This window comes from Streptomyces sp. bgisy100, from assembly GCF_057709105.1.
This window is the reverse complement of the sequence record NZ_JBYITE010000063.1, coordinates 1-20,644: the sequence shown is the minus strand read 5'-3', so window position 1 is coordinate 20,644 and position 20,644 is coordinate 1. Positions and strand designations below refer to the sequence as shown.

General features: G+C 72.5%; 16 protein-coding genes and 2 pseudogenes. 6 read left to right on the top strand and 12 right to left on the bottom strand.

Translation table 11 applies throughout. From position 1 onward, the window contains the following. Window positions 1-106: 106 nt before the first annotated feature. The 3 genes from AC3EQ1_RS28575 to AC3EQ1_RS28565 all read right to left on the bottom strand — a co-directional run bounded on the left by AC3EQ1_RS28575 (window position 107) and on the right by AC3EQ1_RS28565 (window position 2,148). The gene (locus AC3EQ1_RS28575; RefSeq protein WP_432097218.1) at window positions 107-631 is read right to left on the bottom strand and encodes a glycine-rich domain-containing protein; all 525 of its coding nucleotides are present in this window, start codon (window positions 629-631) and stop codon (window positions 107-109) included. Then, entirely contained in the window at window positions 628-1,887 is a 1,260-nt protein-coding gene (locus tag AC3EQ1_RS28570; protein ID WP_432097217.1) for a phenylacetate--CoA ligase family protein, read from the bottom strand. The genes AC3EQ1_RS28575 and AC3EQ1_RS28570 overlap by 4 nt, the downstream gene beginning before the upstream one ends. A gap of 108 nt (window positions 1,888-1,995) precedes the next feature. Beyond that, window positions 1,996-2,148, bottom strand: a complete 153-nt coding sequence (locus AC3EQ1_RS28565; RefSeq protein ID WP_432097216.1) for a hypothetical protein — start codon at window positions 2,146-2,148, stop codon at window positions 1,996-1,998. Between the two features lie 347 nt (window positions 2,149-2,495). Between AC3EQ1_RS28565 and AC3EQ1_RS28560 the strand changes: the two genes are divergently transcribed. Both AC3EQ1_RS28560 and AC3EQ1_RS28555 read left to right on the top strand, forming a co-directional pair. Next, window positions 2,496-3,947: an aldehyde dehydrogenase family protein gene (locus tag AC3EQ1_RS28560; protein ID WP_432097215.1), complete on the top strand. Its 1,452-nt coding sequence runs from the start codon at window positions 2,496-2,498 to the stop codon at window positions 3,945-3,947. Between the two features lie 505 nt (window positions 3,948-4,452). Further along, a complete protein-coding gene (locus AC3EQ1_RS28555; RefSeq protein ID WP_432097214.1) occupies window positions 4,453-5,547 on the top strand; it encodes an alanine racemase in 1,095 nt (364 codons plus the stop codon). 12 nt (window positions 5,548-5,559) lie between these two features. On the opposite strand, the pseudogene AC3EQ1_RS28550 reads toward AC3EQ1_RS28555, so the two are convergent. The 6 genes and pseudogenes from AC3EQ1_RS28550 to AC3EQ1_RS28525 all read right to left on the bottom strand — a co-directional run. Beyond that, a pseudogene (locus tag AC3EQ1_RS28550) lies at window positions 5,560-5,742 on the bottom strand (IS5/IS1182 family transposase); the annotation flags it as partial. Window positions 5,743-5,766: 24 nt separating this feature from the next. Then, the gene (locus tag AC3EQ1_RS28545; RefSeq protein ID WP_432097213.1) at window positions 5,767-6,162 is read right to left on the bottom strand and encodes a DUF6011 domain-containing protein; all 396 of its coding nucleotides are present in this window, start codon (window positions 6,160-6,162) and stop codon (window positions 5,767-5,769) included. 323 nt (window positions 6,163-6,485) lie between these two features. Further along, entirely contained in the window at window positions 6,486-7,130 is a 645-nt protein-coding gene (locus tag AC3EQ1_RS28540; RefSeq protein WP_432097212.1) for a LysE family translocator, read from the bottom strand. A gap of 113 nt (window positions 7,131-7,243) precedes the next feature. Further along, complete coding sequence (locus tag AC3EQ1_RS28535) at window positions 7,244-7,588, bottom strand: DUF202 domain-containing protein (protein WP_432097211.1); 345 nt, start codon at window positions 7,586-7,588, stop codon at window positions 7,244-7,246. Next, window positions 7,585-8,013, bottom strand: a complete 429-nt coding sequence (locus tag AC3EQ1_RS28530) for a YidH family protein (protein WP_432097210.1) — start codon at window positions 8,011-8,013, stop codon at window positions 7,585-7,587. The genes AC3EQ1_RS28535 and AC3EQ1_RS28530 overlap by 4 nt, the downstream gene beginning before the upstream one ends. A 98-nt stretch (window positions 8,014-8,111) precedes the next feature. Continuing rightward, complete coding sequence (locus AC3EQ1_RS28525; protein ID WP_432097209.1) at window positions 8,112-8,636, bottom strand: NUDIX domain-containing protein; 525 nt, start codon at window positions 8,634-8,636, stop codon at window positions 8,112-8,114. A gap of 489 nt (window positions 8,637-9,125) precedes the next feature. On the opposite strand from AC3EQ1_RS28525, the gene AC3EQ1_RS28520 reads away from it, so the two are divergent. The 3 genes from AC3EQ1_RS28520 (at window position 9,126) to AC3EQ1_RS28510 (ending at window position 13,788) form a co-directional block, all read left to right on the top strand. Beyond that, window positions 9,126-10,094: a hypothetical protein gene (locus AC3EQ1_RS28520; RefSeq protein ID WP_432097208.1), complete on the top strand. Its 969-nt coding sequence runs from the start codon at window positions 9,126-9,128 to the stop codon at window positions 10,092-10,094. Window positions 10,095-10,244: 150 nt separating this feature from the next. Continuing rightward, window positions 10,245-11,771 (top strand): APC family permease, encoded by a 1,527-nt coding sequence (locus AC3EQ1_RS28515; protein WP_432097207.1) that lies wholly within the window; start codon window positions 10,245-10,247, stop codon window positions 11,769-11,771. 190 nt (window positions 11,772-11,961) lie between these two features. Further along, window positions 11,962-13,788, top strand: a complete 1,827-nt coding sequence (locus AC3EQ1_RS28510; protein WP_432097206.1) for an AMP-dependent synthetase/ligase — start codon at window positions 11,962-11,964, stop codon at window positions 13,786-13,788. Between the two features lie 10 nt (window positions 13,789-13,798). Here AC3EQ1_RS28510 and AC3EQ1_RS28505 read toward each other — a convergent pair whose 3' ends face one another. After that, window positions 13,799-16,192 carry a phosphoketolase family protein gene (locus tag AC3EQ1_RS28505; protein ID WP_432097205.1) on the bottom strand — a complete coding sequence of 798 codons (2,394 nt, stop codon included), beginning with the start codon at window positions 16,190-16,192 and terminating at the stop codon, window positions 13,799-13,801. Between the two features lie 570 nt (window positions 16,193-16,762). Here AC3EQ1_RS28505 and AC3EQ1_RS28500 point away from each other — a divergent pair. Continuing rightward, on the top strand, window positions 16,763-17,965 hold the full coding sequence (locus AC3EQ1_RS28500) for a glycoside hydrolase family 6 protein (protein ID WP_432097204.1): 1,203 nt from the start codon (window positions 16,763-16,765) through the stop codon (window positions 17,963-17,965). A 75-nt stretch (window positions 17,966-18,040) separates the two neighbouring features. On the opposite strand, the gene glxA is transcribed toward AC3EQ1_RS28500, so the two are convergent. Together glxA and AC3EQ1_RS28490 are read right to left on the bottom strand one after the other, a co-directional pair. Further along, window positions 18,041-19,966, bottom strand: coding sequence for a radical copper oxidase GlxA (glxA, locus tag AC3EQ1_RS28495; protein ID WP_488187181.1), 1,926 nt, complete (start codon window positions 19,964-19,966; stop codon window positions 18,041-18,043). Next, a pseudogene (locus tag AC3EQ1_RS28490) lies at window positions 19,954-20,644 on the bottom strand (glycosyl transferase); the annotation flags it as partial. The gene glxA and the pseudogene AC3EQ1_RS28490, both read right to left, overlap by 13 nt.

Below are 20,644 nucleotides of genomic sequence, written 5' to 3'. Positions count from 1 at the left end.
AACCGGCACCTCCCGGTCTCCGAAAACGTTCCCTTGGGCAGGCCCGGTGGCAGGCCCGGTGGGCACGCCCGCCCGGTCGGCCTTGGTGGGATGCCGGGCCTGCCGTTCAGGCCGTGGCCGTGGCCGTGGGCTCCAGCGCCGCTATGTCCGTCAGGGAGATCCCCATGTGGTCGTGGAGGAACCGGACGATGGTCCAGTGCGGCAGGGCTCCCTCGTCGAAGGGTCCGAACTCCGCGCAGTACAGCGGTATCCAGCGCAGGGCCTCGTCCAGCACCTGTTCCCGGCCCGGTTCGCGCTGGTAGTCCTCGTAACCGATGCTGCGGTGCTCGATGAAGAAGCGCCCCGGCAGCCGCTCCTCGCACAGCGCCCGGTACTCGCGGGTCTGCAGGATCAGGTAGTGCCAGATCTCGTCGATGTCCTGCTCGACGGGAAGGAACAGGCCGCTGAGACGGTCCCGGTACCGGGAGACGAGGTAGAGGTACCGCAGACACTCCGTCACCTGGCGTTCGGCGTACTCCGTCGGCACGTCGGCCCGTTCGGCGGCATGGGTGACCGCTTCGGTGTGCAGGGGCTCGCCGAGGAGCTCCCTGAGGTCGGCGGGGGACACCGGGGCGCGGTGTGGGCTGGTCATGGGTTCTCCCTCCGCGGCTCGGGCGCCTGCACGAGCCATGCGTACTTGCCGGACTTCCCGATGGGAATGTGATGGCGGTGCTCCACCCGGCAACGTCGTCCGATGAGTTCACCGACGCCGTCCGCCAGGGCCGCCGTCTCCGCGTCACCGAGGGGTGCCCCGTCGAAGGTGGTGCAGTCCAGCCGGGCGGTGCCGGGCTCGGTCACATGCAGCTGATGGACGAACACCCGGGCCGATGCCTCGGCGATCCGCTCGTCCAGCTCACCCTGCGAAACAGGGCCGCGTGGCGAGGTGAGCAATTCCTTTGCCCGGCCGCAGAACTGCATGATTTTGGCCGGATCCGATGTGCCGTCCTGCGTGCGTACGCAGTCTCCCGAGCGGTACCGGATCAGCGGCATATGCGGATTCCGCACGCTGGAGACGATGAGCTCGAATATCTCGTTCCCGGGAGCCACCGGCAGCAATTCGAGGCTCATGTCGTGGAGATAGGGCCGGTACGCGCCGGTGCTGTCGCTGTAGAAGAGATAGCCGAGCTCCGTGCTGCCGAACAGATCGATCAACGGGCAGTCGAAATGCTCCCGCAAAAATCGACGGACGTTCAGCGGGGCGTATTCATAGGCGTGGATGATTCCGGCGGGCGGCGGGAACGCATCCAGGAGATCCCATTCCTTCGCCTTGCGCACCAGATGTGCCAGGTGGTACGCCGAGCAGTCGAGGAGATACCGGCCCTGCGGGTGTTCCTCGCGGACTCCCGAGATTTCCTCGATCATGCGCTCGCAGTCACCGCGGTCCCACAGCTCCGGGTCGAGCCGCAGGTTCACATAGCAGGTGCGCTCATCCAGCCGGCGGTCCTCGAAGGACGGTGCCGGGTCCGGCTCCCCGCCGCGCTTGGCCGCGTTCACCCGGGCGACGTGCTCGGTCGCCAGCACGGTGGTCAGCGAGACGCGCCGACACCCGTCTTCCCAGGTCCCCGCGAGGTCGGGGTGTTCGCTCCAGAGCTTGTAGTACGAGTGCAGCAGGAAGTACGGGGGCCGGATGATCTGCATCCGCGCATGGTTCGTACCCGTGGACAACACGAACTCCGCCTCGCCCCCGGCCAGTGCCGCCGCCAGCCGCGGCGTCATCCAGTTGTCCGGGAACCCGCGGGCGATCTCCGGCTTCTCGAGCAGGGGGAAGTGCCCCTGCTCCACCGACCGGCGGTAGATCGGAATGTCTTTGACCAGTTCGATGGTCTCGGCAGTCGGCTGACCGTCCATGGCATACCTCGAGGTGCTCGGCATCGTTTCCCCGCAGCGGGGCCGGGGCTGACAGCCGGGGCCGGCCGTGAATCCACCGGCGCGACCCCGGCCCCGTTCAGCTCTCCGTCAGGAGATGCAGCCGCTCTTGGTCAGGCTGATGCAGCCGGACTTCGGGGCGGAGCTGATGCAGCCGTCCTTCGCGGCCGACTGTGCCGAATTGACGGCGATCCAGTTCTGCCAGACCTCGTCCTGCGCCATCTTCTTGATGAGCTGTTCCATGAATGGCCTCCAGAGTTGAGCTGGGACATACGGCGCCGACCCGCGCGGGCGTCGCACCGATCGAACGTAAAAGGATGCTCAAAGAGATGTCAACGGCAGGTAATGTCACCGGCCATGGGAACCGACTGCTGCCAGCCAACTTTGGCGTGATCTTTCTGTCGTGACCTTGTCGAGAGACTCACGCCGGGAGCTATCTGATCACTCGTCAGGTGTGGTGCTGCTCGGTGCCGACCGACAGTGACGTTCGACCACGCGCCGGTGTCCGGCCCCGAACCGGACCCGCCGCAATCACGTCTCCCACCGGGAGCCCCGGAACGACCACCCGAGGCCAGACAAGAGGGAGACCCATGTCCGACAACACGCTCACCGGCATCCCCGCCGTGGGACTGATCGACCGCACCACGCTCTACATCGGCGGAGCGTGGGTGGCTCCCCGGGGCGAGGGCGTCATCGAGGTCGTCGACCCGGCCACCGAACAGGTCCTCGCCACCGTCCCGGCCGGTGACGCCAAGGATGTCGACACGGCCGTCGCCGCCGCCCGCGCCGCACTCCCCGGCTGGTCCCGCACCACCCCTGCCAAACGCCGCTTCTACCTCGACCGGCTGCACCGGGCGCTGCTCGGACGGGCCGAGGAGATCGCGACCACCATCAGCGCCGAGACGGGCACGCCCCTCGAGGCCGCCCGCGCGGTCCAGGCCGCACTCCCGGCCGCGGTCGTCTCCTCGTACGCGGACCTGCTCACCGGCTCCGCGTCCCGTGACAGGGCCGCCGGTTCGCAGGTGATCAAGGAGCCGGTCGGAGTCGTCGCGGCGATCACCTCGGGCGGCGACCCCCTGCACCGGATCGCGACCACCGTCGGCGGCGCGCTCGCGGCCGGGGCGACGGTGGTCCTCAAACCGTCCGCGTCCGCCCCGCTCAGCGCCTACATCCTGGCCGAGATCCTGCACGGCATCGGGCTGCCCGCCGGGGTGTTCAACCTGGTGCCGGGCACCGGGCCGGTCGCCGGCGAGGCGCTCGTCTCCCACCCGGGCGTCGTCATGGTGTCGTTCACCGGCTCGCCCCGCGTCGGCAGGCGCATCGCCGAGGCCGCCGCCACGTTCACGCGGCGCTCCCTGGACGTCGACGGCAGGTCCGTCGTCGTGCTGCCCGGCGCCGATCTGCCGGACGCGGTACGGCGGACCGTGGCCGAGGCGATGACCGGCGGCGGCCGGGCCCGCACCGCCCCGACGCGGCTGCTCGTCCCCGCGGACCGCTGTGACGAGGCGGTGGAACTGGCCCGGGCCGCGACCGAGGAGTACACCGTCGGCGCTCCCGACGACCCGGCGACCCGGGTCGGCCCGCTCTCCTCCCTCGCCCGGCGCGACCGGGTGCGGGCCTGTCTGGAGCACGCCGTCGCGGAGGGGGCCCGACTGGTCACCGGCGGCCCGGAGGCTCCGGACCACCTGCCGGTCGGTGCGTATGTCCGGCCCACTGTGCTCGCGGATGTCACCGAGGGCATGGCCGTCGCCCGGGAGGAGATCCCCGGCCCCGTCCTCCTCGTCATGGCGTACCGGGACGAGGAGGAAGCGCTGCGCATCGCCGACACGACGGGGCGCGGAGCCTCGGCGGCGGTGTTCGCCGGAACCCGGGCGAAGGCCGTCGAGTTCGCCCGCCGCATGGATGTCGGCACGGTCGTGATCAACGGCGGTTCGGCGTACCCGCACGCGCCCTCGGCGGGAACGCGGCGGTCCGGCAGCGGCGGGGAACCGGAGGTCCGCAGTCTTGACGACTTCCAGTGGACCAGGTCGCTCCGCTTCTGACCTCGCCAGTTCCGGTCGCGTCGACTGCGGTCGGAGCGGCCACGGCACGGGCCGGGCCCGCTCCGGCCGCGGAGCCGGCGCGGTTGCCGTGGCCGCCCGGGGCGGGCGTGCGCCGGGCCGGTTCCCCCGACGCGGGGCGTGTGCCGGGCCGGTTCCCGACGCGGTACGAGGCCGGGGGCGGAGGAACCACGCAAGGCGGCGGAACCGGTCCAGGGGACGGCGGAACCCGTCCAGGGCCGGAGGAACGGGGTCAGTGCATATCCGTGTCCGTATCCGTCCCGCCGGCAGCGCGATGCGCCGCCCGGTCGGATCGAGCGCTGCGAAGCCCAGTTCCGCGCAGCCGAAGCCGCACTCCGTGTGGTCGCCAAGCGGCTCCGGCAGCCCTACGACGCCACCTGAGAGGATGTCTCGATCGGTGTACGCGTCCTGTTGGCGATGCCCCTGTGGCCCTGGTCCGCCACCCTGCCATGATCATCTCGACGTGTTCCATGGTGGGAGGCAAGAGATGGCGATACCGCTGCCCGATGGGCTGGCTACGCCGGCGCTCGTGGTCGATCCGGATGTGCTGGACAGAAACATCTCGCGGATGGCCGAGGCTTCGCGGGCCCAAGGGTTCACGCTGCGTCCGCACGCCAAGAGCCACAAGTGCGCACGGATCGCCGACCGTCAGCTCCGGTCCGGCGCGCGCGGGCTGTCGGTGGCCACGATCGGCGAGGCCGAGGCATTCGCCCGGGCCGGCGTGGACGACCTGTTCATCGCCTACCCCGTGTGGCTCGATGCCGACAAGGCGCCACGGCTGCGCCGGTTGGCGGACGGCGTTGCCCTGAGAGTCGGCGTGGAGTCGATCGAAGGCGCGCAGCGGCTGGGGAATGCCGTGCGTGGCAGCGCTCGGCCGGTCGAGGTGCTCGTCGAGGTCGACAGCGGGAGCCATCGGACGGGAGTGCAGCCTCACGCCGCGGGTGAGGTCGGGAAGGCTGCCTCCGACGCGGGACTGGATGTCGTCGGCGTGTTCACGTTCCCGGGACACGGCTACGGTCATGATGCGCGGGCACGCGAGCGTGCCGCACGGGACGAGGAGCGCACGCTGGGCGAGGCCGCACAGGCGCTGCGGGACCTTGGGCTCGACATCCGGGTGATCAGTGGCGGGTCGACACCGACGGTGGGGCAGTGGCAGCCGGGCGCGGTGAACGAGTTGCGGCCCGGCGTCTACGTCTTCAATGACGCCACCCAACTGGCCATCGGCACCTGCGGGGCGGGGGATCTCGCGCTGGTCGCCGCGTCGACTGTGATCAGCGTTCCCGCCCCGGATCGCTTTGTGCTGGATGTCGGTAGCAAGGTCCTCGGCTCCGACCGGTCGTCCTGGGTGACGGGCCACGGCTACCTGCCCCAGTTCCCGCAGGGAACCATCACCGGCCTGTGGGAGCACCACGCCGTGGTCCGGCTTCCGGAAGGCGTGCAAGGACCACGCCTCGGGTCGGTGATCGCTGTCGTCCCCAACCACATATGCACGCCGGTGAATCTCTCCGACGAGCTGCTGGTCGTCCGAGATGGCGAGGTGATCGACCGTTGGCAGGTCACAGCACGAGGTGCCAATACCTGAACACCATCTCAGGCGGGACAGACGGCGGTAGCGGATCAGAGTTGCGGCGATGCCGGCGAAGGCAAGGAAATGTTCCGCTTTGCGCTCGTAGCGCCGGTGCGGGCGACGGCACCCGGCCGGCCACGCCTCCGTCCGCTCCACGGTCCAACGGTGAACGCCCAGCCGCTGTGAGGGCTCGACGCCTTTGCGGGCGATGGGACTCCCTTTGCCGCAACGCACTCAGCTGAGCAGATGGCGGGCGCACGTCGGCCCGTACCCGGCCTGACGGGACAGCTCGTTGGAGAGGGGGCGCCCGCACTCCCGGCACGACGAGGACGGGCCCCCGCCGGTCGGCCGGCACGACGGGGACGGCGACGGGCCCCGGCCGGAAGACCGGCCATCGCCGCAGGCGGACGAGAGCAGGGAGGTGACGGCGACTGCCGCGACGGCGGTGACGATCGGCACGACGTGCGGGCGGGCGACCACGGCGGCCTTCACGGCCTGCTCGCGGACACGGCCGGCGGCCGTCGCCGCGGTGGTCCGGATGCGGGCCGCGCGGCCCTGCTCCCCGCCGTCGGCCACGTCGCCAGGGGCGGTGCGGGGCGTCCACCGCTGGTGCGGGGAGACGTCATCCATGGTGCGGGCCCTTCATGATCTGACGGCTGGTCAAAGCTATTGTGCAGGCACCCCGCAAGCGATGTGCGACGTGCGCGGAATTCGAGGCCGGGCCCCCACTGCCCCACTCTCGCCCAGGCCTTGGACCCAGTGCTGGATGCCTTCACCGCCGGCAGGACCGCGGCGGTCGCCGGGCATCCACCTGCCTCCTACTGGACCTGGCCGACCGGCGAGGCCAGGTCCTCACCCAGCAGCCGCCTTGCCACGCCCTCCGGTGCGGGGCTTGCCCAGTTGACTGCACCAACGTGAAGGGCAGCTCGACTCATCGGGTACGCGGGTCAGGGTCAGGTGGAGACGGGGGTACGGGACAGGGCGGTGCGCAGCGCGAAGGCGCCGAGCAGGCCGCCTGCCGTGAACCGCTGGGCGGCCATGACGCGGGGTCGGGCGGCCAGAAACCCCGAGACCCGTGCCGCGCCCAGCAAGATCAGCGCGTTCACGGTGACCGCTATGACGATCTGCACACCACCGAGCTGGAGCAGCTGTGCCCAGGCCGGGCCTGCCTGCGGGTCCAGGAACTGGGGCAGCAGCGCGGCGTACATCAGGGCGATCTTGGGGTTGAGTAGGTTGGTCAGCAGCCCCATGGAGAACAGGCGGGCGTCGGAGACCGGGGACAGGTCCTGCTCCGGGGCGAAAGGCGAGCGACCGCCGGGCTTGAGCATGCCCCAGGCGAGGTAGGCCAGGTAGGCGGCCCCGGCGAACTTGACCACCGTGAACGCCGGCGGCACGGCGGCGAACAACGCGGACAGGCCTGCGGCCGCGGCCAGCAGGTAGCACAGGAACCCGACGGCGGTCCCGCTGAGGCTGACCAAGCCCGCCCTGCGGCCTTGGGTGATCGCGCGGGAGGCGAGGTGAATCATGTTCGGTCCCGGAGTCAGGACCATGCCCAATTCGACCAGGGCCACCCCTCCCACCGCGGTCGGAGTGATCACCGGTCAACCTCCTGGTCGCTCCTGGGCCCCTGACGCCTCGGAGTGCGGGAGCCGCCCGAGGCTGTTCACGGACGGCCACGATACCCACCGCGACGAGACCACGTAACACAGCCCTACTGACCCACGACAAGCAGCCCGAACACCCCCAGTGCGACCGTGCACCCCACCACGACCCCAGCCGTACGTCCCGGCAGTGCGGGCGGACGCGGGGTGCCCAGGGACAGCATGCGGCGGTGTGCGGCACCCAGGAACACCAGCAGGGCGAGGGCCGTCAGCGCCACCGACAGGACGGAAGCGGGCGACAGCCCGTGACGCAGCGCCTGCCGCACGGCGAGCACCGCGGCCACCACCGCGGACAGCGTGGTCCGGCGCCAGGCCAGCCGGGTGCGTTCGGGCTGCAGCCCGGGGTCCCGCTCCGGCGGTGGCCCGGCCGGCTCCGGCGGTTCCGCTCCGCTCACCGGTCGGCCCAGCCGACGGCCACCGCGACCACCATCGCGAGCGCCACCACCGTCAGACCGACGGCGAGCCACGCCGGGAAGCGGCTCACCGGCAGGTCCTCGCCCCGCCGCATCGCCACCTCGCAGCGCGCCCAGTGGTTGACCGCCCGCACCGCGCACAGCGCGCCGCCCAGCAGCAGGACCAGCGCCATCGTCACCCGCAGCGTGCGGTGCAGGTCGGGCAGGAACTGGGCCACCGCGAACCCGCCGCCCACCAGCGCGAGTCCGGTGCGCAGCCAGGCGAGGAACGTGCGCTCGTTCGCCAGGGAGAAGCGATAGTCCGGGGTGTCGCCCTCCGCCTTGATCCGTTCGGGAGCGAACCACAGCCGAACCCCTGCGGCGATCGTCCGCAGTCTCCCGGAAAGCGCCTTCACGGACACGATCATGGCCGAACCCTACCGGCCGGGCCCGCGCCCACCGGGGGGTGCGGCGCTCACCGTCGGGGCCTGCCGACGGACGTCCGGTACGGAGCCGGTGGCCGGAGCTACCGGTCGCGCCACTCCTGGAGCCTGCGGTACGCCTCCCTGCCGTCCGGGACCCACTCCCACTCCGGAAGCCGCTGCTCCAGCTCCTCGTCGGTCAGGAAGCCGTGCCAGGCGACCTCCTCCACCTGAGGGTTGACCGGAAGGGTGCAGATCACCTCGTAGACATGCGACCACCAGGTGTGTTCCGGTGTCTCGTAGAGGAAGTGGAAGAGTGGTTCGGGCTGCGGCAGACCCGAGACGCCGAGTTCCTCCTCGGCCTCCCGCAGCGCGGCCTCCGCATACGACTCGCCGGCGCCGACCACCCCGCCGACGAACATGTCGTACAGCGAGGGGAAGACGATCTTCTCCGGGGTCCTGCGGTGGACGAAGATCCGGCCGTCCGCGTCCCGGGCCAGCACGAACACACATCGGTGGCGCAGCCGGCGGGCCATCGCGTCCTCGCGCCGGGCCTGGCCCACGACCCGGTCCTGCTCGTCCACGATGTCCAGCAGCTCGTCGGCGGAGCGCGGTTTCTGATCGGCCATGCGTCCATCCAACCAGGGCACGGTCCGCTGCGCGGTCGGCGGCGGCCCCGAGTGCCACCCGCCCACGCGCGGCTCCGCACCGGGCCTGCGTGCGGTCCTCCGCCGACCGGCCACCCCGCCACCCCGCCGCGGATTCGTAGGGCCGTCCTCCGCCACCCCGCCGCGCCGCCGCGGATCCGTAGGGCCGTCCTCCCGCGCCCGGGACCGCACCCTGCCGCACCCGGCACCCGGCATCCGGAACTCCGTCATCCGCAGGGCCGCTTCTGCCATCCCGGCAACGGGAATTCGCCATATCGGCGTCGCCGTGGCGGCGAGGAGCCGGCCGTTCCCCTGCGCGCCTTGACGCGGACCAGTGACTACCGCTTTGCTGTGCGTGATCATCGGCCGTCGACGGAGTCCGAGACCTCCGCGCACAGGGACCGATCAGACCTGCAATTCGACGCCCTCGCACGGGCAGAAGGTGGCGTGTGCCGTGGAGGAAGCCCCGGGATGACGCCACCTCCGCCTCCCCCTCCGCCACCGCCCCCGCTGGGCCGGGCCCGGCGCCGGGACGGACCGAGCTTCGACCCCGCACTCGACGACCACGCGCTCGCCCGGGCCCGCGACGCCCTCGCCCAGGGCCGCTGGACCGACGTCCGGGACCTGCTCGCCACGACCGGCGACGACTGGGACCGCCGCGGACACCGGCTCGTCGTCCTCGCCGAGGGACCCGCGAGCGCCGCGTGGGCCGAGGAGTGGAAGCTCGCCGAGCCCGACAGCGCGGACGCCGCGGCACTGCTGGCCTGCGCCACCGTCTTCCGTGCGGTGCGCGGCCAGGAGAGCCCCGACGCGGCCCGGGGAGCCTGCCGGGCGGCGGCCCGGATGGCACCGGCCGACCCCACGCCCTGGCTCGGCCTGCTGATCCTGGCCCGGCGCACCGGTACCGACGAGGAACGGCTCCAGGTCTTCGACCAGGTACGCGGCCGGCACCCGGAGCACCACCACGCCCACCACCTGATGACCGCCTGTCTGGCCGAGCGTCAGCAGGGCCACGGGGACGACCCGTTCCACGAGGTGTACGACTTCGCCTCCTGGGCCGCCGAACAGGCCCCCGCCGACTCCCCCCTCGCCGTCCTGCCCGTCGTCGCGCACGCCGAGCGCTACCGGGTGCTGGCCCTGGCCGGGGCCGAACCGCGGGACCCCGCGCGGTCCGCCCACTGGACCACCCGCCGGGCCCGGCAGGCCATGAAGGCCGCCTTCGACTGGTGGCTGGAGTGGGAGGGGGAGGACCATCCGCGGAACAAGGTCGACCTGAACTTCCTGGCGCACGCCAAGGTCCACGAGGGCCGGATGGCCGAGGCCGCCGCCCTGTTCCACCGCATCGGGCGGCATGCCAGCCACGTCCCGTGGGCCTACCCCGACCGCGACCCCCGGAAGGCCTTCCGTACCGCGCGCCGCGCCGCGCTCGGGTCCGTGTGACACCACGGCCGGGCCCGGACCCGCCGCTGCTCGGCCGCCGTCCGTACCCGCCCCGGCCCCGAACCCCGTGACCCCCGCCGCACCCGCAGGCCCCCGGGCCCTGCGGCAACAACCCCGCCCCCACGCCCCCATGGGAAGGACACCGCCGCCATGCTCAACGGCAGGACGAGCGAGATCAGCACGTTCAAAGGCCACGACCGGGCCTTGCGCGCCGACCGCATCGGTATGACGGGACTGTTGCTGTCCGTCCTCGCCGCCAGCGCGCCGCTCATGGTGGTGGCCGGCGTGATGCCCACGACCTTCGCGGTGATGGGCATCGTCGGACAGCCGCTGATCTTCGTCATCCTGGGCGTGGTGCTGGCCCTGTTCAGCTTCGGCTACGCGGAGATGAGCCGGCATGTGCACAACGCCGGTGCCTTCACCGCCTATGTGGCCCGCGGCCTGGGCGGCACCGCCGGAGCCGGCGCGTCCGTCGTGGCCCTGGTCGCCTACAGCGCCATGCAGACCGGGGTGTACGGCATCTTCGGCTTCGAGCTGTCCGTGCTGCTCGCCGACCACCTGGGCATCGACACCCCCTGGTGGATACCCGCCCTCGCCGCGGTGGTCCTCGTCGGAGCCCTGGGCTGGCTGAAGATCGACCTCAACGCCAAGGTGCTCGGTGTGCTGCTGCTCATCGAGTGCCTGATGGTGGCCGTATTCGACGTCGCCGCCGTCGCGGACCCGGCTCCGGCCGGCCTCTCGCTGCAGGCCTTCGACCCGGACACCCTGACCGGAGCGGGGCTGGGCACCGCCCTGTGCTTCTGCATCGCCGCCTTCGTCGGCTTCGAACAGCCCGCCGTCTACGCCGAGGAGACCAGCCGCCCGCACGTCGTCGTGGCCCGGGTGACGTTCCTGATGGTCGGCTTCGTGGCCGTGTTCTTCGCCCTCAGCTCCTGGGCGCTCAGCGTCGCCGCGGGACCGTCGCGGATCGTGCACTCCGCCCAGCAGGAGGGGCCGGCGCTGCTGTTCTCCCTCACCGAGGCCCGGCTCGGTGCCGGATTCACCGACGCGCTCCACGTCTTCTTCGTCACCGGCATGTTCGCCTGCCTGCTCAGCTTCCACAACGTGGTCGCCCGGTACGCGTTCGCCATGGGCCGCGAGGGCCTGCTGCCCTCGGCGTTCGGCCGGACCAGCCCCACCAGCGGTGCCCCCGCCCACGGTTCGCTGCTGCAGAGCGTCATCTCCGTCGTCGTGGTCGTGGCCTTCGCCGTGACCGACGGCCGGCCGGCCGGTGACCCGACCGCCCCGGTACTGCACCTGTTCACCTGGATGGGCAACGTCGGCGCGCTCGGGGTGCTCCTGCTGCTGGCGGCCACCTCCGTCGCCGTCATCGCGTTCTTCGTCCGCCGGGGAGCGGCACGGGCCCAGATGTGGCGGATCGCGTCCTCCGCGGTCGCCGGGGCCGCTCTCGTGGTGATCATCGCCATCGCGGTCGTCGACTTCGACGTGCTGGTCGCCGCGGGGCCGGGCTCGGCGCTGAGCCGGATCCTGCCCGGCGTCATCGGCGTCGCGGCGGTCGGCGGGGTGATCTACGGCAGGGTGCTGCGCTCCGCCAAGCCCGAGGTGCACGCCCGGATCGGCCTGGGCAACGAGGCGTTCCAACTGGAGAAGGCCGCCGCCGCCGACACCACCCCCTGACGACCGGGGGCCAACCACCCTCCCGCGCTGTCGAATTCCGTCCGGAGCCGGAACGCGGGAGCAATGCCGTCGGGCGGACGGCGGGACTTTCCGCCCACCCCCTAGGCACGGCGCCTCCCGGCCGGTAGCTTGCGCTCCCCACCGCTTCTCGGTGCGGGCTGCACGGCAGATACGCGGGCAAGGAGGCGCTGTGCGCGAATTCAGCCTCCCACCCCTCGTGGCGGGTCTGCGACGCGGAGGACTGGCCGACTCGGTGTACGAGACGGCCGAGCGGAACCCCACCCTGCCCCAGCTCTCCCGGCGGAACGGCCCGCCGGGAGCGGAGTGGACCACGGTGACGGCCACCGCCTTCCGCGACGACGTGCTGGCGCTGGCCAAGGGCTTCCTCGCGGACGGCATCCGGATCGGCGACCGCGTGGCGCTGATGTCCCGGACCCGCTACGAGTGGACGCTCGTCAGCTTCGCCCTCTGGTCGGTCGGAGCCCAGCTGGTGCCCGTCTACCCCACATCCTCCGCCGAGCAGGTCCGCTGGATCCTGCACGACGCCAAGGCGGTCGCCGTCGTCGTGGAGACCGCGGAGCACGCCATGACGGTCGGCGCGGTGTGCGACGGACTCCCCGCCCTGCGCCGCATCTGGGAGCTGGAAGACGGCTGCACCGCGGAGCTGGCCGAGCGCGGGCGGGACGTCACGGACACCCGGGCGCACCGCCGCCGCCGGGCGGTGACACCCGGCTCGGCGGCCACCATCACGTACACCTCGGGCACCACCGGCAGACCCAAGGGCTGTGTCCTCACGCACGCCAACTTCGCCGTGGAGTGCGACACCCTGCTCGCGGGCTGGGGCCCGGTCCTCGCCGCCCCCGGCGAACAGCCGTCCGTCCTCGCCTTCCTGCCGTTCTCGCACGTCTACGGCCTGATGGTGCAGGTGGCGTGTCTGCGCGGCGGGGTGCTACTGGGGCACCAGCCGGAGATCACCGCCGACGCCCTGTTCCCCGCCCTGGCCGGCTTCCGGCCCACTTTCCTCTACGCGGTGCCGTTCTTCTTCGAGCGGATCTACCACCGCACCCGCCGGGCCGCCGAGGAAGCCGGCCGGCTGGAGGTGTTCGACAAGGCCATGGACGTCGCCCTGCGCTGGGCCGAAGCCATGGAACAGCGCGCCCTGGGCACCGGCCCCGGCCCCGGGCCGACGCTGAAGATGCACCACGCGCTCTACGACCGGCTGGTCTACGAGCGGATCCGGGCGGTGCTGGGCGGCCGCGCCCGGCACGCCGTCTCCGGCGGATCGCCGCTGGGCCGCACCCTGGGGCTGACCTTCGCCGGGATCGGCATCACCGTCTACGACGGGTACGGCCTCACCGAGTCCACCGCCGGGGTGACCGGACAGCCGCTGGGGCGGGTCAAGTTCGGCACCGTCGGCCGGCCCATCCCCGGCACCTCGGTCCGGATCGCCTGGGACGGGGAGGTGTGGGTGCGCGGCGGGACGGTCTTCGCCGGGTACCTCGACGACCGGCCCGGCACCGAAGCCGTGCTGCGGAACGGCTGGCTCGCCACCGGTGACGTCGGCACGCTCGACACCGACGGCTATCTGACCATCACCGGACGGAAGAAGGACGTCATCATCACCAGCGGCGGCAAGAGCGTCGCCCCCGTGGTGCTCGAGGAGCGGCTGCGCAGCCACCCGATGATCTCCCAGTGCCTCGTGGTGGGCGACAACCGCCCGTACATCACGGCGCTGGTGACCCTGGACCCCGAGGCCCTCGGCCACTGGCGGCGGATGCACCGCAAGCACGGGACCCTGCGCGAACCGGCGGCCGACCAGGAACTGCACGAGGAGATCCAGCGGGCCGTGCACCGGGCCAACGCGGCCGTCTCCCACGCCGAGTCCATCCGGGCGTTCCGGATCCTGCCCGCCGAATTCAGCCCGGCGGACGGCCTGATGACCCCGTCCCTGAAGCTCCGGCGCGACGCGGTCGTCTCCCGGTACGCGGCCGAGATCGACCTCATGTACCGGGTCTGAGAACGGGGCTCTACTGCCCGTTGCCCGCCGGCCGGCCCTCCCAGGTCCAGTCGGCGACCTCCGGCAGGTCCGTCCCGTGCTCCCGGATCCAGGCGTGGTGCCGGGTCCGGACGTCGGCCATGGCCTGCCGCACCGCCACCGCCCGTCCGCCGAGGCCCGGCACCCGGTCGATGACGTCCATCACCAGCCGGTAGCGGTCCAGGTCGTTGCGGACCACCATGTCGAACGGGGTCGTGGTGCTGCCCGACTCCTGGTAGCCGCGCACATGCAGCTGCGGGTGGACCGCGCGGCGGTACGCCAGCCGGTGGATCAGCCAAGGGTAGCCGTGGTAGGCGAAGACGACCGGCCGGTCACGGGTGAACAGGGCGTCGAACTCCGCGTCCGGCATGCCGTGCGGATGCCGGTCCCGCGGCAGCAGGGCCGCCATGTCGACCACGTTGACCACCCGGACCGCCAGTCCGGGCAGATGGCGGCGGAGCAGCCCGGCGGCGGCCAGCACCTCCTGGGTCGGCACATCACCGGCGCAGCCCAGCACCACATCCGGCTCCCTGCTGCCGTCCTCGGTACCGGCCCACTCCCACACACCCGCGCCCCGGGCACAGTGGGCCCGCGCCTCGTCCAGGCCCAGCCAGTCGAAGGTCGGCTGCTTGCCCGCGACCACGACGTTCACACGATCGCGGGTGTGCAGCACATGGCCGGCGACGGCGAGCAGGGTGTTGGCGTCCGGCGGGAGATAGACCCGGACCACCTCCGGGCTCTTGTTCAGCACATGGTCGACGAAGCCCGGATCCTGATGGGAGAAGCCGTTGTGGTCCTGCCGCCACACATGCGAGGTGAGCAGATAGTTCAGGGAGGCGACGGGCAGCCGCCACGGCAGCTCCCGGGCGGTCTTCAGCCACTTGATGTGCTGGTTCACCATCGAGTCGACGATGTGCACGAACGCCTCGTAGCTGTTGAACAGCCCGTGGCGCCCGGTCAGCAGATAGCCCTCCAGCCAGCCCTGGCAGAGGTGTTCGGAGAGGACCTCCATCACCCGGCCGCCGTGCTCCAGATGCTCGTCCCCGGCGGCGGCCGCCGCCTCCCAGGCCTTCCCGGTGACCGCGTACACCGCGTCCAGCCGGTTCGAGGCCGTCTCGTCCGGCCCCACGATGCGGAAGTCCCGGCGCTCCGCGGTCTCCGCCATGATCCGGGCCAGCAGGCCGCCCAGCACCTTCGTCGGCTCGTGCAGGGTGGCCCCGGGCCGCTCCACCGGCACCGCGAACTCCTCCAGCGGCGGGGCGGGCAGCTCGCGGAGGAGCAGGCCGCCGTTGGCGTGCGGACTGCAGCCGAGCCGGGCGTCTCCCTCCGGCACGCAGCGGAGCACGGCCGGGCGCGGACCGCCCCGGTCGTCGAACAGCTCCTCCGGCCGGTACGAGCGCAGCCACGCCTCCAACTGCCGCAGGTGCTCCGGGTTCTCCCGGACCCCGGCCAGCGGGACCTGGTGGGAGCGCCAGGTGCCCTCCACCCGCTGTCCGTCCACCTCGGCGGGCCCGGTCCAGCCCTTGGGCGTCCGCAGTACGAGCACCGGCCAGCGGGGCCGCTCCCGGACGCCGTCCTCGCGGGCGGCGCGCTGATGGCCGGCGATCCGGTCCAGTGCCGCGTCCAGGGCGACGGCCATCGCGCGGTGCACCTCCCGCGGGTCGTTCCCGGCGACGGTGATCGGCTCGTGTCCGTAGCCCCGCAGCAGCGCGGTCAGCTCCGCTTCGGGGAGCCGGGAGAGCACCGTCGGGTTGGCGATCTTGTAGTCGTTGAGGTGCAGGACCGGCAGCACGGCCCCGTCGTGCACCGGGTCGAGGAACTTGTTCGCGTGCCAGGAACCGGCCAGCGGACCGGTCTCCGCCTCGCCGTCGCCGATCACACAGGTCACCAGCAGGCCCGGGTTGTCCAGCGCGGCCCCGTAGGCGTGGGCGAGGGAGTAGCCCAGCTCGCCGCCCTCGTGCAACGAGCCGGGCACGTCCGGCGCGACATGGCTGGGCACCCCGCCGGGAAAGGAGAACTGCCGGAACAGCCGGGCCATGCCGTCCTCGTCGCGGCCCACCGTCGGATACGTCCGGGTGTAGCTGCCCTCCAGCCAGCTGTTCGCCAGCACGGCCGGGCCGCCGTGCCCCGGGCCCCAGACACAGAGCGCCTCCAGGCCGCGCTCCCGGATCACCCGGCCCAGGTGGGTGTACACCAGGTTCAGCCCCGGCGCCGTCCCCCAGTGGCCGAGCAGCCGCGGCTTGATGTGCTCCGGCCGCAGCGGCTCGCGCAGCAGCGGGTTGGCCATCAGATAGATCTGCCCCGCGGACAGGTAGTTCGCGGCCCGCCAGTGGGCGTCCAGTGCCGCCAGCTCCTCACCGGTCGGGGCCGGCCGGTTCTCGGTCATGGAACCTCCTCGAAAGCCGCGGGGTGTCCCGGATACGCGTTCCACGGCGCCGCGCGGTCATGCGGAACGCCCGGGACGGGATCCCCGGCGCTGCGGCACCCGAGTCCGGCCCCATGTCCGCGGCCTCCGGAACCGGGGTGTCCGGCCCGGTGTATGTCCCCGCGGAGGCCCGGTGTCAACGTCAACGGCGCCCCATCACCCGAAGAGATCACCCCGGTTGGGCCATTCATGTGCGGGCGCCGGCCGAACCGGCGCGGAGAGTTCCGCTGTTCGGGGGCGGGAGGGAGAGTCGCAGCGGAACCGGCACGCCCCGGCTGGGGCAGGAGGAAGGATCGGATGGCCGAGGAAGGCTTCAGGAGCAGCATGTCGCGCCGGTCGGCCCCGGGGCGTGATGCGAACGTCCCGCCCGGCCGGCGGCGTCCGGCACGCACTCCCCCGTGGCCCTTCGGGCACGGGAGGTGCCCCCAAGCCGCGTTGTCGGTCCTCGGCGCGGCCCGCCGCGCTCTCATTTCTCCCCCTGGGCCTGGCGGCCGGGGAGGTGCCCCCACCCCGGGCCTGGCGGCCGGGGAGGTGCCCCCCACCCTGGGCCTGGCGGCCGGGGAGGTGCCCCCCACCCTGGGCCCGGCGGTCCGGGAGATGCCCCCGTCCTGGGCCTGGCGGCCCGGCAGGTGTCCCCACCCGTCGCCGTTCGGTCGCATCCACCGGACTCTGCCGGCCCCGCCCGTCGGACCGGCGGCGCTCCGTGCGAAACCCGCCCTGGCAGCCGCCTCCGCCGCGCTGGGCCTCCTGCTCAGCGGATGCACGGCGCTGGCCGAGGGCGCCCAGGACGTGATCGACCAGCAGCAGCCGCAGTCCCGACAGCGCATGGAGCACACCATCCGCACCGGCCACCCCGACCTCTGGGTGAACCCGGAGACGCCCGCCGCCCGGCAGGTGCGCCAGTGGCAGCTGGAGGGCCGTACCGCGGACGCCGGTCTGCTGCGCCGGATCGCGGAACAGCCCGTCGCCGAATGGATCGGCGACCACCCGGAGACCCGCGTCGACGCGATCGTGGACGCCGCGGAACGCGCCGGACGCACCCCCGTTCTGGCCGCCTACCACATTCCGTACCGGGACTGCGGGAACCACTCGGCCGGCGGCGCCGGGGACGCGGCCGCCTACCGCCAGTGGATCCGTGCCGTGGCCACCGGGATCGGCAGCCGCCGGGCGATCGTCGTCCTGGAACCCGACGCGGTCGCCCAGGCCGTCGACGGCTGTGTGCCCGAACAGCTCCGGCCGCAGCGCTTCGCCCTGCTCAAGGACGCGGTGGGGACGCTGTCCGCGCTCCCCGCCGCCCGGGTCTACCTCGACGCGGGCCACCCCGACTGGATCAAGGACACCGCCCGGCTGGTGGAGCCGCTCCGGCTGAGCGGCGTCGACGCCGCCGACGGCTTCGCCCTCAACGTCTCCAACTTCCAGCTGACCCGGACCTCCGAGGAGTACGGCCGGCGGCTCTCCCAGGCGCTCGGCGGCAAGCCGTTCGTGATCGACACCAGCCGGAACGGCAACGGCCCGGTCCAGGGCGTGCCGGCCAGCGAGGAGCGGGCCTGGTGCAATCCGCCGGGGCGGGCGCTCGGCGAACTTCCGACGCTGCGCACCGGCCGTCCCGGCGTCGACGCCTTCCTGTGGGTCAAGCGCCCCGGCGAGTCCGACGGCTCCTGCAACGGCGGGCCCCCGGCGGGCGACTGGTGGCCGCGGTACGCGCTGGACCTGGCCCGCACGGCCGGGGGCTGACCGGACCGGCGCCGCCACGGTGCAGGACACGGCCCCGCCCCCGGCCCGGACAGCCAGGGGGCGGGGCCGACGCCGTCACCGCGGCGGAACGTGCACCCAGCGGGCCCGGGACGGGGTGCCCTTCCCGTCGCTGACGAAGAGCATGTACCAGCCGGGCGGCAGCAGCGCCGGGTCCTTCGGCACCGACAGCCGCAGCGAACGGCCCCGCTGCCGCACCGGCACCTCCACCGACCGCTGTTCCACATCCGTGGTGTGGGTGACCGCGCTGGGCCGCATCAGCCGCGCCGTGGCCACCTTCCCCCCGGCCGCCAGCGCGAACCGGGCCGTGGCCCCGCGCTGCAGCTCGGTCGGGCCCGCCCCCAGCACCGGCCGGCCCTTCCGGTACAGATACGGCGGGGTGTAGATCTCCACCCGCTGCTCGAACGAGCCGGTCTGGGTGTTGTCCGGGTCGGCGTAGAGCGGGTCCGAGCCGAACGTGGCGACCCGGCCGTCGGGCAGCAGCAGCGCCGAGGAGTGGTAATTGCGCCCCACGACCGGCGCCGCCGCCGGGCGGAAGGCGTTCTTCCGCGGGGTGTAGAACTGCGCGTGGTGGATGTCGCTGTCGCTCTTCCCGCGGTAGTCGACGGAACCGCCGGTGGTGAACACGGTGTCGTCCGGCAGGATCACACTGGACAGATAGCGGGTGCCCTGCGGCAGGTCCGGCCCGTCGGTGAACCGGGGCGACCTCTTCAGGTCCACCACGGCGGTGCGCGCCGTGGACCGCTTCGACTCCCCGACGCCCCCGCCGCCCAGCACCATCACCTTCTGGTCCTGCGCGGGCGGCAGCAGCACCGACGCCGAGGTCTCCGTCTCATCGGCGTCCTTCAGCCCCGGCACCCGCTGGAAGGTGTTCCGGCGCAGATCCCACAGGCCGGGCTCCCGGCCCTCGTCGGCGGGCCCGTACCCGGCGTTGGAGCCGGAGTAGAACAACTTCCCGCCCCGGGTGAGGAAGAGCGCCGGATAGGTGGGGAAGTACCGGTGCGGCGCCGTGGACCACGTCCGCTTCCGCGGGTCGAAGATCTCGTTCTTCCCGTTGATGATCTGCCCCACGTCGTCCAGCCCGGACACCGCCAGCACCCGGCCGTCGGACAGCGTGACCAGCGTGGGGTACCAGCGGCTCTCCGCCATCGGGTCGACGGGGACGTAGCGCTCGGTGCGCGGATCGAACTCGTACGCCGCGTTGATCCCCTGGTAGTCCTGCTTGTCCAGGGTCATCGCCTGCGCCAGGCCGTACAGATTGCGCCGGTCGCTGCCCGACAGCCCCTCGATCCGGTACTGCGCCGGGCGCTTGCGGACCTGGCCGCGGCCCTTTTGCGCCGCCTCGACGAAGACCCGGACCTCACCGGCCGTCACCGTCACCTTGCCCTTGCGGCTCTTGTGCTTCGTCGCCGCCGGGACGGTGAAGGCCCGTACGGCGCGGTACTCCCGGCCGTCCGGGGCCCGGAAGACCGTGCCCCGGCGGAAGCTGCGGGTGACGTCCGGGTCCTCGTTCTTGACCAGCATCGGCCCCGCGGCGCGCTCGACCTTGTCCGCCATGATCTCGTAGCGTGCGGTGCCGCCCGCCACCAGCAGGCGCCCGCCGGGCAGTTGCGCGTGCCCGGAGCAGAAGAGGTCGTCCGGGGTGGGCACGTGCTTGAAGGTGTTCCTGACCGGGTCCCACAGCAGCGTCTTGAAGGACCCCGCGTCGAAGCTCTTCTCGTTGTTGCCCGAGCCGGCGATCAGCAGCACCTTGCCGGTGCGCAGCAGCGCCGCGTGGATGGCGTCGACCCGGTGCCGGTCCGGGACGTCCAGCAGGTCCCAGTGGCCGAACCGCGCCTTGTAGCCGTGCTGTTCGATCCGGTACGCGTGATAGGTCCGCTCGGCGTAGCTGATGGCCGCCGGGGCGTTCAGGCCGGCCAGCACGACCATCGCGGCCGTCCCCACGACCGTGGTGCGGACGCGTGGGCTGATCAAAGGGCGCACAGCGAGTCCTTCTCTGACGGGGTGGCGAGCTCGGAGGTGGCGAGGTCCGGCGTGGTGGCGAGCTCAGGCGCGGTGGTGAGGGAGGTCTCGGTACGGGCGGCGGGAACCGCCGGAACCGCCCGGGTACGCCGCCGCAGCCGGGCGTCGGCATACCAGATCGCCGGCGGCGCGAGGGCGAGCAGCAGCGCCAGCACCGACCAGGTGCGCATGGCCGCGTGGGTGTGCCCGAGGAAGCCGGAGGCGATGAGTCCGCCCGCGAACACCACGGCCCACAGCAGGTGGATCCGGAAGGTGGCCAGGCGGTCGGGGGTGGCGGAGCCGCCCTTCGGTGTCACCACGAAGGTGCTCTTGCGGCGCAGCGCCGCGTCCATCAGCGAGCGGGCGTAGATGGGGGCGGACAGCGCCGACATCACCATGCCGGCCACGCCGCCGGAGCCGTCCGGCTCGTGCGGGGAGATGTTGTGCCGCCGGTTCCAGATGTACAGCCCGATCTGGAGCGCCGCCGCGTCGCTGTACAGCATCAGCCACACCTCCGAGGAGATGTGCACCCCGGAGGCGCCCAGCACCAGGAAGAGCGTGCAGCTCAGCGCGGCGAGCAGCCAGTTGAAGGCGGCCATCGGGTAGTAGGCCAGCATCAGGGTGTAGTTGAGCAGCTTGCCCGGCGGCATCGTCAGCGGT

Excerpts from the sequence above, each read along its gene's own strand:
- AC3EQ1_RS28525 (WP_432097209.1), bottom strand. The coding sequence starts at position 8,636 with ATGGCCGATCAGAAACCGCGCTCCGCCGACGAGCTGCTGGACATCGTG.
- AC3EQ1_RS28505 (WP_432097205.1), bottom strand. The coding sequence starts at position 16,192 with ATGACCGAGAACCGGCCGGCCCCGACCGGTGAGGAGCTGGCGGCACTG.
- AC3EQ1_RS28575 (WP_432097218.1), bottom strand. The coding sequence starts at position 631 with ATGACCAGCCCACACCGCGCCCCGGTGTCCCCCGCCGACCTCAGGGAG.
- AC3EQ1_RS28520 (WP_432097208.1), top strand. The coding sequence starts at position 9,126 with ATGACGCCACCTCCGCCTCCCCCTCCGCCACCGCCCCCGCTGGGCCGG.
- AC3EQ1_RS28570 (WP_432097217.1), bottom strand. The coding sequence starts at position 1,887 with ATGGACGGTCAGCCGACTGCCGAGACCATCGAACTGGTCAAAGACATT.
- AC3EQ1_RS28530 (WP_432097210.1), bottom strand. The coding sequence starts at position 8,013 with ATGATCGTGTCCGTGAAGGCGCTTTCCGGGAGACTGCGGACGATCGCC.
- AC3EQ1_RS28560 (WP_432097215.1), top strand. The coding sequence starts at position 2,496 with ATGTCCGACAACACGCTCACCGGCATCCCCGCCGTGGGACTGATCGAC.
- AC3EQ1_RS28565 (WP_432097216.1), bottom strand. The coding sequence starts at position 2,148 with ATGGAACAGCTCATCAAGAAGATGGCGCAGGACGAGGTCTGGCAGAAC.
- AC3EQ1_RS28545 (WP_432097213.1), bottom strand. The coding sequence starts at position 6,162 with ATGGATGACGTCTCCCCGCACCAGCGGTGGACGCCCCGCACCGCCCCT.
- AC3EQ1_RS28555 (WP_432097214.1), top strand. The coding sequence starts at position 4,453 with ATGGCGATACCGCTGCCCGATGGGCTGGCTACGCCGGCGCTCGTGGTC.
- AC3EQ1_RS28515 (WP_432097207.1), top strand. The coding sequence starts at position 10,245 with ATGCTCAACGGCAGGACGAGCGAGATCAGCACGTTCAAAGGCCACGAC.